The 13,867-nt window shown below is 38.0% G+C and carries 7 protein-coding genes and 2 tRNA genes; 5 read left to right on the top strand and 4 right to left on the bottom strand.

All coding sequences use genetic code 11. From position 1 onward, the window contains the following. The first annotated feature begins 47 nt into the window (after window positions 1-47). The 4 genes from WNY79_RS04015 (at window position 48) to WNY79_RS04000 (ending at window position 2,937) form a co-directional block, all read left to right on the top strand. Window positions 48-1,418, top strand: a complete 1,371-nt coding sequence (locus tag WNY79_RS04015) for an MATE family efflux transporter (RefSeq protein WP_342875219.1) — start codon at window positions 48-50, stop codon at window positions 1,416-1,418. Beyond that, entirely contained in the window at window positions 1,381-2,445 is a 1,065-nt protein-coding gene (locus WNY79_RS04010) for a DUF3080 family protein (RefSeq protein ID WP_342875218.1), read from the top strand. Before WNY79_RS04015 ends, WNY79_RS04010 begins: the two co-directional genes overlap by 38 nt. A 113-nt stretch (window positions 2,446-2,558) precedes the next feature. Beyond that, window positions 2,559-2,635 (top strand) — tRNA-Val (locus WNY79_RS04005). Window positions 2,636-2,860: 225 nt separating this feature from the next. Next, window positions 2,861-2,937: transfer RNA gene (locus tag WNY79_RS04000), tRNA-Val, on the top strand. Window positions 2,938-3,375: 438 nt separating this feature from the next. Here the strand turns inward: WNY79_RS04000 and WNY79_RS03995 are convergent. Together WNY79_RS03995 and WNY79_RS03990 are read right to left on the bottom strand one after the other, a co-directional pair. Then, window positions 3,376-5,100 carry a glycoside hydrolase family 9 protein gene (locus WNY79_RS03995; RefSeq protein WP_342875217.1) on the bottom strand — a complete coding sequence of 575 codons (1,725 nt, stop codon included), beginning with the start codon at window positions 5,098-5,100 and terminating at the stop codon, window positions 3,376-3,378. Window positions 5,101-5,173: 73 nt separating this feature from the next. Next, window positions 5,174-7,687: a glycoside hydrolase family 3 N-terminal domain-containing protein gene (locus WNY79_RS03990; protein WP_342875216.1), complete on the bottom strand. Its 2,514-nt coding sequence runs from the start codon at window positions 7,685-7,687 to the stop codon at window positions 5,174-5,176. A gap of 218 nt (window positions 7,688-7,905) precedes the next feature. On the opposite strand from WNY79_RS03990, the gene WNY79_RS03985 reads away from it, so the two are divergent. Then, a complete protein-coding gene (locus tag WNY79_RS03985) occupies window positions 7,906-9,081 on the top strand; it encodes an AraC family transcriptional regulator (protein WP_303440450.1) in 1,176 nt (391 codons plus the stop codon). Between the two features lie 32 nt (window positions 9,082-9,113). Here the strand turns inward: WNY79_RS03985 and WNY79_RS03980 are convergent, their stop codons facing one another. After that, the gene (locus WNY79_RS03980; RefSeq protein WP_342875215.1) at window positions 9,114-10,625 is read right to left on the bottom strand and encodes a tryptophan halogenase family protein; all 1,512 of its coding nucleotides are present in this window, start codon (window positions 10,623-10,625) and stop codon (window positions 9,114-9,116) included. A gap of 80 nt (window positions 10,626-10,705) precedes the next feature. After that, window positions 10,706-13,714, bottom strand: coding sequence for a TonB-dependent receptor (locus tag WNY79_RS03975; protein WP_342875214.1), 3,009 nt, complete (start codon window positions 13,712-13,714; stop codon window positions 10,706-10,708). Between the last annotated feature and the right edge of the window lie 153 nt (window positions 13,715-13,867).

Below are 13,867 nucleotides of genomic sequence, written 5' to 3'. Positions count from 1 at the left end.
CCCCAATAGATTACAATTACGCCCTATTTTATCAACTAGCTGTTTTTATGACCTTTTGCAATTGGGAAGCCAAGCGTTTACTTTCCCTCGCTTTACCTGTTTTTTTAGCGCAAATTACACTTATTTTAATGTCGGTCGTCGACACAATTATGGCAGGCCAAGTTAGCCCTACTGACTTAGCGGCACTTTCTATTGCAACAGGAATATGGAACCCATTATTACTTGGCCTTCAAGGTATTTTATTAGCGCTTACTGGTATTATTGCGCAGTTTTCGGGCAGTGATGACCATAAAGGCATTAGCCACTATTTTCAACAAGCGCTTTATTTAACCGCTATTTTGAGCTTTACAGGCTTTGGAATTGCCCATTTAGCGGATGCTATTATTTTTAAGCTCGATACAACGCCTGCTATTGCAAGCCTTGCTATTGACTACATCCACTTTGTGAAATGGGGTGTATTTGGATTTTTAATTTTTACGGTATACAGAAACGTTACCGAAGGCATGGGAATGACCAAGCCCGCGTTTTACATAAGCCTATTAGGTTTAGCTGTTAATATTCCGGTAAATTATATTTTCATAAATGGCTTATTTGGTTTTCCTGCTTATGGCGGCGCGGGCTGTGGTATTGCAACAGCCATTGTTTTATCTGTTATGGCAATAGCACAAGTCACTTACTGCCAAATGAGTAAAAAAGTAGATGCTAAAGGCCTGCTTTCATCATTCGAAAAACCTAATTTCACTACCATTGGTATTATTACTAAGTTAGGTATACCAATTTCACTCGCCACCTTTTTTGAAGTCACTTTATTTGCGTGTATACCGCTATTTATAGCGCATTTAGGTGCAGTGGCTATATCTGGACATCAAATAGCAGCCAGTGTAACTACATTGCTGTTTATGATGCCGCTGAGCCTATCAATCGCTATCAGCATTCGTATAGGTAACTTATACGGCCAAAAGAACATGACTCAATTAAAAGTTGCGGTTTCTACCAGCTATATTTTAGCCATTGCTGTGGCGTTATTTTTAGCGCTTATTACGTTCACCGGTCGTGATTTAATTAGCCAACTGTATACCGACAGCCCCGCTGTTATGGCATTGGCTTCATCAATTATGATTTTAGCGTGTATTTACCAATTACCTGATGCATTGCAAGTTGCAGCAAATGGCATACTTCGTGGGTTAAAATACACCACGCCTATATCGTATATTACGTTTATATCGTATTGGTTAATCGGCTTTTGTTTAGGTTACGTATTGGCAAGAACAGATATAATAGTGCCAGCTATGGGGCCACACGGTTTCTGGGCTGGGATAATAGTGGGACTTAGTGTCGCTGCTATTTTATTAATGCTAACGGTAAAAAAACGTTTAAAATATGAATTTTTTAAAATTGATGCACTCAATCAAAACTAATAAACTCAGCCTTAAAACATTACCAGCTGCAATGTTGGTAATGTGTTTTTTAACGCTTACTGGCTGCAGCAAACCACAAAGTAGCATAAACGCTACTTATATTGAACGCTTAAGTAGCACAGTTGATACAAGCACCACAGAGCCTGCGCCACTCAAGCAACTCCCCTTACTGCAGCCTCCCCCAATAGCACAAAGCGACCTAACACTGAGCATTGTTGAGCTTGCAGGCATTAGCCAATGTAAGCTAAACGTGCTTATAAGTGAGCACAATAACCAATTAGGAAAAACCGCCAGCGCTGCTGGGCAATTAAAATATCAAATAAACTTTATTAAAAGTGCGCAGGTTTGCTTAAACAGCCTTGATAAAAATAGTCCTAGTTACACAAAAATACTCGCAGCCAAAAACTACAAACAAATACACCTAATGCACTCTTTTAACGCCATGTTATTTAAAGAGCCAGAGCTTAATCGCACATGGCAACTCACCTCAAACGAGCTTACTACTGAACCAGCAGGTTTTAGCGATACCGTACATGCCCTAAAGCAACTTGTACTCATTAAGCAGCAAATAAACGCCAAAGAATTTAATAAAATTAATAGCGATTCTATTTTTAGTGCACTCGAGCAGCTTAATAAATTTCAATTTAACCAAGCACTCATTCAATCAGCCCGTAAACAGGTAGTGTTAAACAACAACGCCACACAGCTTGTAAAAACACTAAACTTTAATACCCTATGTCCAGAGGGTAAAAATAATAAAAACGCAAAAATCATAAGTAACGTATTTCAAAAATTTTATTTAAAAGATATTCAGCCCTATCAAGCGCAATTAACTGGTTATCTAGAGGCACTACAACCGCTTTATAATGAGCTTTGGTTTAACGAAAGTATCTCAAGTCCTCAAATTAATAACTTAGTCAAAACGGGCTCGACAAGTAACTTACTGAACTTACTAAAAAGCTCAGCTAAAAAACATGTGGTTTGGTGGCAAGGTTTTTATAAAACGTGCGAAATAAGCCCAATATGAATAAAAAAACGGCAAATAAACTCAAAAACAACAAACTTGCTTGATTCACCAACCGCCACGCTATATATTAGCCGCCGTTGTTAAGCAATTAACACCTACTTAAATAAAGTAATACGACTGTAGCTCAGTTGGTTAGAGCACTACCTTGACATGGTAGGGGTCGGTGGTTCGAATCCACTCAGTCGTACCAACATTTAAGTAAAATAAATAAAAGTACATCTGAAGGAAAAAGCACTACCTACTCTTGATCACCCGGTCCAAGGGTCAGTGGTTCGAATCCACTCAGTCGTACCAACATTTAAGAAAAAAGTATCACTGAAGGAAAAAGCACTACCTACTCTTGATCACCCGGTCCAAAGGTCAGTAGTTCGAATCCACTCAGTCGTACCAACATTTAAGAATCCTAAAAAATTGTACGACCGTAGCTCAGCTGGTTAGAGCGCTACCTTGACATGGTAGAGGTCGGTGGTTCGAATCCACTCGGTCGTACCAATTAAACTCTATATTTCAAACAGTTAAATTACCTATTCAATCTACTCGTTTAATTTTTTGTTGAAACTTAAATTTTTAGTTTTTTATTATTTTGTATTCAAAATTTAAAAATAACGAGAGCCAAGCCTTAAAAGATCATCCTAAAAATCCCAGTTTTTATCGTTTTGTGCCCAAACTTGTGCCCAAGCGCCCAAACCACTTTTTCTGCTCTTTAATCTTCCTCAAAGTTAGACCCCTACCCCTGATAATTACAAGTAAAATTATAAGATTGTATGGCAATGTATAAATGGTGCACAACAGGGAGTGACAGCTCTAAGTTATCTGTTCTACTTTTACTAGCGTAAAGTAGGAAACAAACCACCTACTATTGAACACAACTGGAAAGCTAAAGCTTTATACCAGTGAATTATAGCTATTATAAAAAGATTCAAGTAAGTATCACCGGCTAACTAATGCTCCCAGCACATATACAAGTGACGCGTTCCAATTAATTGCCACTTCGTTCGTTGAATAACTACACCAACTATCGCTGTACGATTTTGCAGGTTCATTAGAATCATAATTACACTCATCCTGCTGCCCAGCTTGGGGACCGCCAACTAACATACCTGGTACTGGAGCTGTAATGTCATCACTTTGTGAAATTCGATGATGCGGGTGTTGTGGTGTTTTATCACCAAAACCAGTAACAAACGAATACCCTGTTGGGTTGCGTCCTAAAATGTAATCAACGAGCCCTTGCGCAGCCTTTAAGTACTGCGAATTATTATTTAACTGAGCGGCTTGTAGCAAAACTATCGCTTTATTTAATGCTGCTGAATTACTTCCCCACACAAAGTCAGACTTTTCCATCGCAACAATATATGGGCTATTTTTATGTTGTTTTAAATACACATCAGCTAAGTGCTTTTGCTTTATTTTAAGATCTTCGTATTCTTGTTCACTCAATAAATCTTTTGCCTTAAACAGTAAACTGCTTAAAGAAAGATACGATACATTTCTCCATGAAGGAGCTGAATAATGAATATTTATCTCATTGTAAGTATTATAAAAACCTTTATATCTAGTTGTTATAAATAACTCTGCAGCGGCCCAAGCAAACTCATCTTTTAGCTGATTATCACCATACTCGCCGCTTTTAACATCAGCGGGTTGCTCATAATATTGGGTTCGATTTTCAAGCGAGTACTTCCACGCCTTAATTGCAGCGCCTAAATACTGTTTACTTTTATTAGGGTAATACGGAGCAATTACTCGACTTGCTGCTGATAGCGTAGCGACAAAATTAAGGCTAGCAGCTGTAGTTTTACCAATCAGGTAGCGCGCTCTTTTATCTTCATGCGGCATTTCATAACCTGGCCATTCTAGCGTTGTGAGTTTGTGGTAAACACCCCCATCTTTGCTTTGCATAGTGATCAGCCATTCAAGATTCCATAGTGCTTCGTTTATAATATCAGGGACATTATCTGACGATTCTGGGATGTTTAATATTTGCTTTTGATACACTTCAGGGTAGTGCTCAAATGCCGCAAGCAATGTGTAAGTTGCAATGCCAGAATTAACAACATACTTGCCATAATCGCCCGCATCGTACCAGCCTTTTTGAGATTGCACCTCTTTCGCTTTAAAGTCATCACCTTGCTCTGCTGATGAATGATAAAGCACGTCGTAGTCTTTATGCCCTAAAGGCCGCGCATAAATACCTGCATACTTTTTCTCTATTTCAATACTTGAACGATTTAAGTAATAGTATTTTAACGCCGCTGTATGAACTGAGTCATATACATGATTATTAATCGAGAATACGGCAGAATTTCTCACTCCTTTTACACGTAGAAGGTAATTTCCTTGTGTTACAATATCTGTAAAATCAGCGTGTTTAAATGTGTCATTCCCTGCGTTATCCCACATTTTAGCGTGCGATAGCTGGCCACTACGTATTACTTTATTGGTATTTACATCCACTAAATCATAAGTAGTTGCGGTTACATTTGGCACTATTGCTATTTTTTCGCTATTAACTAAATAACCAAGCTGATTAACTGCTATTTTTTGATTAGATGACTCTGTGCTCAGTTTACTAAAATCGCCTTTTACTACCGCCGAGCATGCGCTCAAAAAAAACACAGTGATTAACGTTAATTTCAAAACAACATTTTTCATAATGCCCTTTCCTTATGTGCTTAAATTTAAACGAAAATACAACAAGGGTGCACTTATATGCACCCTGCGCCATTTATTCACCGCATTTTATATTAGCTGTTTCCTTTGCTTTAGGTTCAAATTGAACATTAGCAACGCGTACTTTAACTGCGCCTTCACTTGATAAAACAAATGGCGCACTAGAGCGTTCAAATTCAACCCCCTTATTAGCAAAACACAATAGGTCTATCGATACTTTATGCCATGTACTTAATTTAAATTCTTTAATAATAGGCGCTATGTCAAACGAACCACACTTGCTTTTACCACAGCCCATTTGAACATTTAACGCTTTTTCTGGGTAAGCCTCTATACGTATATCAAATGTTAAAGCACTTTTATTGATTAAGTACTGCGATAAATCCTCTCTGTACCATGTTGAGCTAATTAATGCAGATGCATGATTACTGCCAGTCCAAGTGAATTCTTTTGCGTCTCCTTGAATTTCCTTGTCAGCTTCAATCATGCTTAAGCCTTGAATTTTACCAACCGGAGTTTGGATATCTTTTGTTTCTTGCTCAGTTTGCAATTGATAGTTCCAATCACCTTTTGCCCTACCTTGCATAATTACATAGGGTGTATTAGTGGGTACTTCAAATACAAAATCATTGTGAATATTTAACTTACCAAGATTTACATTATCCTTGTAAGTTAAGCCAAATCCATAAGCAAATAATGGGTCGTACGGTTTGTCGAATCTATTTAATACAACTTGAGACGCATATTTAGGCCATGAAAAAGAGAGCTTACCTTTAAAGTCGTACTCAGTATTTCCTTTTTTATTGGTAAATAACACGTCAGCTACGCCAACGCCTTCACTACCTGGAAGCCAAGCAGCAACAAACGAATCAGATGCGTTTATTTCTCTATTAACCCAAAGTGGCCGGCCAGATAAAAATATCGACACCACTTTTATGCCTTGCGATTTTAATGACTCAATTAATCTAGCATCACGATGAGAATGTGCCTGATAAGCAATCGATTTCAAGTCGCCAATCCACTCTGCGTATGGGTTTTCACCAAAAACAACAATTGCAACATCAGGCTTTTCATTAAAACTGCCATCAGGACTTAGCACAGCATTGCCACCTGCCTTGTTTACTGCCTGCTCAATACCATCAAAAATTGATGTGCCTCCAGGGAAATCAGACTTAACATTACCTTCGCCGGTCCAATTAATTGTCCAACCGCCAGTTTGCTTACTCATATTATCAGCGCCGTCACCAGCAACTAAAACTTTACTATTTGGGCTAAGCGGTAACAAATTATTATTGTTTTTCAGCAGCACTAAAGACTCTCGTACAGCTTGCCTTGCAATCGCCTTGTGTTCAGGAGCACCTAATAACTGTTTTTGGTTAGCGTATTTGCGTTTTGATGGAAGCCCTTTATTGAATAACCCCGAACGCATTTTTACGCGCAAAATACGCCTAACGGCATCGTCAATACGTTCAATGGGAATAATGTCATTCTCAACTTGCTCTATTGTATTACCTATAAAAGCCTTCCAATCTTCGACTACCATAAACATATCAAGCCCAGCATTTACAGCCTGTGGGCAGCTATCGTTAGTACAGCCAGGTATTTTACTATGCGAATTCCAATCACCTACTATAAAGCCATCAAAACCGAGTCGAGTTTTTAACACGTCAGTAAGCAGGTATTTACTGCCATGTAAACGCAGTCCATTCCACATATTATGCGAAGCCATAATACTTTGCACACCCGCTTTTATAGCTGGGAAATAAGCCGCAGCATGGTTTTTAATTAAATCTTTTTCGGTTTCTCTATTATCGCCTTGATCAACCCCTTGATAAGTACCACCATCACCCACCCAATGCTTAGCGGTAGAATAGATATGGTCGTCATCTAAAAAGTTAGATGTATTTACTTGACCTTGTAGCCCTTCAATCATCTCTTTTGAATACAAAGCAACTATCTCTGAATCTTCAGAATAGCTTTCATAGGTTCGCCCCCACCGATCATCTCTGGCAACTGCCAATGTAGGTGCAAAGGTCCAATCGATTCCTGCAAGGAGCACTTCTTTTGCTGTTGCTTCACCAATTTTATAAATTAACGCGGGGTTATGCGCTGCACCCAAACCAATATTATGAGGATATAAAGTAGCGCCAATAAATTTATTATTTCCATGTACGGCATCAATGCCATACGTAACAGGAATAGCTAAACCACCAGCGGATGTATCCATTGAGGCTAAGTACAACTCATCCATAAACGACACCCAATCAGACACACTTGCATTGCGGTCATTATGCAAAAATGTACCTCCTCCATTTAAAACTGATCCTAAATGGTATTTTTTAACGTCTTGCGGGGTTACCCATGTTATTTCTGCTTGAACCATTTGACCGACTTTTTGTTCCAGCGACATTTTATTTATTAAGCGTGTAATGTCCGCTTCTAGCGCTGCATTTTTTTCTATTGCGGGTTTTTGTTTTGGCCATAGCGTTATATCATTTTTAGCAAATGCAGCTGAGCATGACATGCTCAAAAATGAACCTAAAACAAATGAAGAATAAATATTTTTCATTAAATTGATAACCTGATACTTTGTTAGTGTGGCGAATAGTTTTATTACAAATACACTATAATGTCGTTCAAATAGAGGTTTTAGGCGTTCTAATACGTGTAATACACTTTATTTGAACGCTAAACCTGTTTTAAATATTTAAACTTGTTCGATAATACATACCCACACGAATGACACAGATGTGCCAAATAAGAATTTTAATAAAGGTGTATTAAATTGTGAAAGAAGTACTTTTTAACACTCATGATCTCGCTTTAATTTTTACAATGTTTATATGCTTATCGTTTAGCGTATTTTTAATCACATTAAAAAAAGGGAATAAATTAAGTAACTGCCTACTTGCCTGCTTTTTATTAGCTCAAGCCGCTATCCCTATGGATAATCTTATAAACTTTGGTGAAGCATTTAGACCTTTTGCATTAAATTTATCGCCAAATTTGTTTTATACATTCGGCTTAGCATTTTGGTTAGAAGTCCCGCTACTTTTACTCTATATAAAATCGTTAGTTAATAAAAATTATGAAGTTAAAAAAATTGACGCACTGTATTTTATTCCTTTTATACTTTATGCCATCTATTTCACACTAGATTGGCTTATGCTCGACAACAGCGTTAAATTAGATGCACTCCAAAACGGTACCATTGAAACTACACCTATCGTTGATCGTATAATTTATTTTTCTCGGGAATGTTTTCGTTTTTCTATTAGTGTTTTATGCTTTTTAGAACTACAAAAATATCAAAAAAATATCAAAAATGAATTTGCAGAACTAGAAAGTGTCGATCTGACTTGGTTAAAAGTCTTAGTTATTGGCTTTTTAGTTGTTCATTTAAACGCAATATTTGTCTCGCTTGGCATTATTATGTCTTATGACATTGGGATAATTGTCGATCACGAGCTATTGGGGCTTACCTCTAACTACGCGGTACTTTTATTAATAACGAGCCTAATATTTTTTAGTGCAGGTCATTCAAGAATATTCCAAGGTATTGACGACACACTCACTACCGAACAAAGTAAATTGCCAGAGGTCTTTGAACCCGAAAAAATACAAAAAATTGAAAGCTACTTGCTACAAAACAAGCCTTATTTAAACCATTTACTCACACTAGATAACCTAGCAAGCCAATTAGGAATGGGGTCAAGAAGCCTTTCATCAATAATTAATAGGCACTTTGGTAAAAACTTTTTTGAGTTTATAAATCACTACAGAATTGAAGAAAGTAAACGGCTGCTACTTTTAGAAGAAAATAAAACAGTGACCATGTTAGACGTTATGGATAAAGCAGGATTTAACAGCAAAGCGACTTTTAATACATTTTTTAAAAAACTAGTGGGTATAACACCCACTCAATTTAGAAAAGAGCATTGGGAACGCCAAGCAAAAGCTTAGGTTGTCCACTTACAACTCTCTACAACAATGCATTATGGCGTATAATTTTTTAAAATATACGCCTGGTGATCGGGCATTACATTTGCTGAGCGACTAATTACTGATTCAATATTTTTTAGTCTACGCTCTATTTCATCATGGCTTAGTCTATCAACTAGTGGGTGGTAGCTTTTAGGTTTAATGCCTTGTCCGTGCATAACAGCAAGCCAAGATGTTTCGTTAAATAATTCGTTGTCATGTCTAAAAATACGCCCGTTTTCACTAAACATATCTATTTTTTGTTTTAACGAATCTGGCATTTCTATGTTTTTACAATAACGCCAAAATTCACTATCATCGCGATTTGTTAACTTATAATGCAAAATAATAAAATCGCGAATACGATGATACTCTGTTTCAGTTTGCTGATTAAACAAGTCAATATCGCACTGCGTAAAAGCTTTACTTGGGAACAACGTCATCAGTTTTGCAATAGCCGACTGAATTAAATGTAACCCTGTAGATTCAAGTGGTTCAACAAAGCCTGCCGATAAACCAATAGCAATACAGTTTTTATTCCAACTTTTTTTACGCATACCTGTAACCCACTGTAAGCTATTTATATCATTTAGAGGGCTTGATTCCAGTGTGTTTAATAATAAACTCTGCGCTTTATCGTCATCCATAAACTCGCTTGAATACACAAACCCATTACCTACTCTGTTTTGCAGCGGTATTCGCCAAGTCCAGCCCACACTCTGCGCCGTAGACTGTGTATAAGGGTTTAGTGATTTTGTAGATAAACAAGGCGCTGCAACCGCTTTATTACAAGGAAGTAAATGGGTCCAATCTTCGTAGCCTGTTTTAAGTGCTTGCTCAATTAGCAATCCTTTAAAACCTGAGCAATCAATAAATAAATCACCGCTGAGTACCGTGTTATCGTTTAACACTAACGACTCTAACATTCCTGTTACAGGGTTGGTTTTTACTTCATCAACCTGACCTTCAATACGCTTAACACCTTTATTTATCGCGTATTTGCTTAAAAATTTAGCATAAAGGGTAGCGTCAAAGTGGTAGGCATAATTAATACCTGCTAGCGGTGTATTTTGCTGGGTAGACGGGTGCATAAATTTGTTGGCGTAAGCACCTACCGATGCCAGTGAGTAGTTAGATAAGTTGGAAGTTTTTTTAAATTTGGGGTCATCTTGCATTTTCAACCAAAAATGATGAAAAGGCAGCGCCTCCATATTAGTACCGTAATTTCCAAAAGGATGAAAATAGCGATGCCCCTTTTCCTTCCAATCTATAAACTCAATACCTAGTTTAAACGTTGCATTTGTAGAGCGAATAAACTCAGATTCATCAATATCGAGTATTGTATTGAATAGCTGAATTTGCGGAATAGTAGCCTCACCTACCGACACAGTGCCTATCTCGCTAGATTCAACAAGTGTAATGCTATAATTATCACAGCCAATAACTTTAGCCAACGCCGAGGCACTCATCCATCCTGCTGAACCACCACCGACTATAACAATAGACTTAATTCTTGAATCACTCATTTTTTATTACCTTATATAACAAAACGCTATGACTGCTTAATAAGCAGTCATAGCGTTTATTTATGTACTAATGGTATTTATTAAAAGTTACCTTTTAAAATAATACTAAATCGACGTTCGCTGGCAAACCAAGACCGTGATATACGATTATTATCGTTGTCTATTTGCATAGAAGTACGCGCCACTTCGTTAGTTAAATTGGTACCTTGTAAGCCAATTTGAAATGAGTCCGTGAGATTATAAAATACAGAACCATCAAGCTGACCACCCGCCTCGTTATAGATAGGTAATTGAGTTATTACATCTTTACTGGTTAGCAAATATTCAGAGCGCCAGTTATAAGCTAAGCGTGCATTTATGCCATATTTTTCGTACATAGCTACAATGTTTATGTTGTCTTTAGAAAGCCCCTCAAGAGGCAATCCATCAAATGCAACATCGGCGCCTTCTGTTGAATCAGGCTTATCTGGTGATAACCCTGCATTTGGTGATCCTTCTTCTTCAATATAGGTATAGTTAAACTGCATCCCGATACCACTAAAGGCACCAGGTAAAAAGTCATAAAACTGCTGGTAAGCCAGCTCAAAACCTTGCACAGAACCTTCATCACCATTTGTAGCACCGTTTACTTGTACTACCTGAGTAGCACCATTATTAGCAAACTCTCTATCTACTGAGCCATTAATAAAATAATTACTCATATCTTTATAAAAGAATGATGATGTAAGTGAACCCACTCCTTCAGAGAAATACCATTCTAGCGCTAAATCGTAGTTGTACGACTCCATTGGTTTTAAAAATGGATTTCCCGAGTTAGCTGTATAGCGTGAATAGCGTGCGTCTTGAATTTGTCTTTCATCTGAGCTTTCATCGTAGGTGATCACTAAGTCTTCAGGCGTGATTTTTACGAAGTTTCTTAGGTTTCCTAAAGCCGGCAGTGCTATAGCTTCTGAAAAGCCAAAGCGTAAAATTAAATCATCTTTCAAGTTTAATTTTACATTTAAGCTAGGCAGTATATTTGTGTATTCGCTGTTTGCAGTTTGCTCTGTAAATCCTGCATTGCCAAAGGCCGCTTGATCCGAGGGTAAAAAATTATCGGGATCGGATGCATCGTTAATATCGCCAACGGTATCTGGGAATGTTAAAAAGCCATCTGTTTCGTTTTTTATTTTTACATAGCGTAGGCCCACGTTGCCGCTATAAAACATGTCACCTAATTCACCTTCAAAATTACCTTTAATATAAAACGCATTATTCACCTCAGACGTTTCATTAATTTCGTTATTTAAAAAATCTCCAACCGCGCCGTCTCTGCTCGACAAACGTTGCCAATTTGGTGATAAAGACGCAAAGGCAGATTCTGCATTATTGTAGTCTTTTACAAATGACTCTTTAGGAAACAAAAATGCTCCCTCTGAGGCAACATTTAATACCCCGCCTCTGGCGAAGTTATCAAAAGTTACTTCCTCATAGCTATCGCCTAAACTAGCACCTAGCTCGTCGCCTTGTGCATCAAACCATGCACTGCCATTACCTGCCCACGCCTCAGACAGCCATCCCCAATTAAAAGTAGACTGACGTGTAGTTTGCTCTCGCTTAGCATAACGAGCACCAACTTTTACGCTAGTAAAAAAGCCACTATCAAATGTGTATTGTGTATCACCTGCAAAGGCAACTTCTTTACCATCATTATCAGATATGTGATCCATTGCACTGCGCCAAAAATAGTTATGAGGATCGGTAAAAAATCCTGCATCGCCGCTATTTGCTGGGTCAAGTAAAGTAATATCAGGTAACTCTGAGCCGTTTTGTTCAATACCAATTACAGTGCGAGTTGCGCCCATAACAGAAAAATCAAAAATCTCTGATGTAGACTCTACATATTGAGCGTCAAAATTAAACGACCATGTATCGTTAGGTCGATACTTAAGATTAAAGCCGTAATCGTCCACTACGTTATCTTGATCTCTAAAACGTGTGATCATCGCATGTTGTGCACCAAATTCACCTGGGGGTTGTCGCTGCGCATCATTACCACGCCAACCTGCATTTGATGTAATAAAACCCGACTCAAAAAGCCCTTGGTCAGTAATATCAAACTCAGTACCTTCAAGAGCCACTAAATCATTAATAACAGCATCATCGGCCATTTCTATAGCGTGTTCGGTCCACGCTAGTGACGAATCAGAGCGAATAAATTGGGCTGTAGCTAAAAGCGTTTTACTTTCATTTTCAAACTGTAGTGCTCCTGCAAAACCTTCTCTGTCTCTGTCATCTTCTTTTCGGGTTAAACGCGTAGTACGAGGCACAAATACAGCTTGCCCATTAACAAGTTCATTTTGCTCTTCGTAACGGCCTATTTGTGTACCGTCTGACTGCGCCTTTAGTTTAGAGTTTGAATAATTTACTAATACGCCAAGCCTGCCATTATCTAAATCAAATATATCACTATATAAACCAGAAAATGACGGTGTTGTTTCATCTGCAAATTCGCTATATGTTCCATCTAAAGTAAAAGCGATTACTCGGCCGTCGGCATCAAAAGGTTTACGTGTAACCAAATTGACGGTACCAGCTATACCGCCTTCAATCATATCTGCCGATTGGTTTTTAAATAATTCAACTGACCCCATTAATTCTGGCGGTACATCTTGAAAACTTAATCCTCGCCCTGAATCTGCAGTAAAAGTGTCACGGCCGTTAAATTCACTGCGTGTATGTGTTAATCCACGAACAACAACACCGCTACCTTCAACACCATAATGATCTGGATCATTTGCAGCTGCAAAGCGTTCAATAGACACTCCCGGTAAACGGGTAATTGCCTCAAGTACACTTCGATCAGGTAAAGACCCAATATCTTTTGCTGAGATAGCATCGAGTACTGTTTCGCCTTCTCGCTTCATATTTTGGGCATTAATGAGATTTGAGCGTGTCCCTTCTACAATCACAATTTCTATATTATCTTCATTAGGTTTTGCTACGGCTTCTTCTTGTGCTGCAAATACATTACAAGAAAATGGTGATGCCATAATTGCAGTGGCAATTATCGACAACTTAAATTTACGGCTCTGTTTTATGTTCTTCATTCTTATTTCCCCAATCAGAATTTAAAGACTACTCACGTAGCACTTAAAATTCTTATCCTGTCTTTTTTGTGTATGTGGTTATCGTGCAGGTATAGGTTTAATAAAATTAAAGGCAAAAATCGCCTAACTAACCACACATACCGCTATTTGAAC

The organism is Pseudoalteromonas sp. AS84 (assembly GCF_038900255.1).
In the GTDB taxonomy this organism is placed as follows: Bacteria; Pseudomonadota; Gammaproteobacteria; order Enterobacterales; family Alteromonadaceae; genus Pseudoalteromonas.
This window is presented reverse-complemented; position numbering and strand designations above follow the sequence as displayed.

Coding starts and splice junctions, on each gene's coding strand:
- WNY79_RS04015 (WP_342875219.1), top strand. CDS start 48: ATGACCTTTTGCAATTGGGAAGCCAAGCGTTTACTTTCCCTCGCTTTA.
- WNY79_RS04010 (WP_342875218.1), top strand. CDS start 1,381: ATGAATTTTTTAAAATTGATGCACTCAATCAAAACTAATAAACTCAGC.
- WNY79_RS03995 (WP_342875217.1), bottom strand. CDS start 5,100: ATGAAAAATGTTGTTTTGAAATTAACGTTAATCACTGTGTTTTTTTTG.
- WNY79_RS03990 (WP_342875216.1), bottom strand. CDS start 7,687: ATGAAAAATATTTATTCTTCATTTGTTTTAGGTTCATTTTTGAGCATG.
- WNY79_RS03980 (WP_342875215.1), bottom strand. CDS start 10,625: ATGAGTGATTCAAGAATTAAGTCTATTGTTATAGTCGGTGGTGGTTCA.
- WNY79_RS03975 (WP_342875214.1), bottom strand. CDS start 13,714: ATGAAGAACATAAAACAGAGCCGTAAATTTAAGTTGTCGATAATTGCC.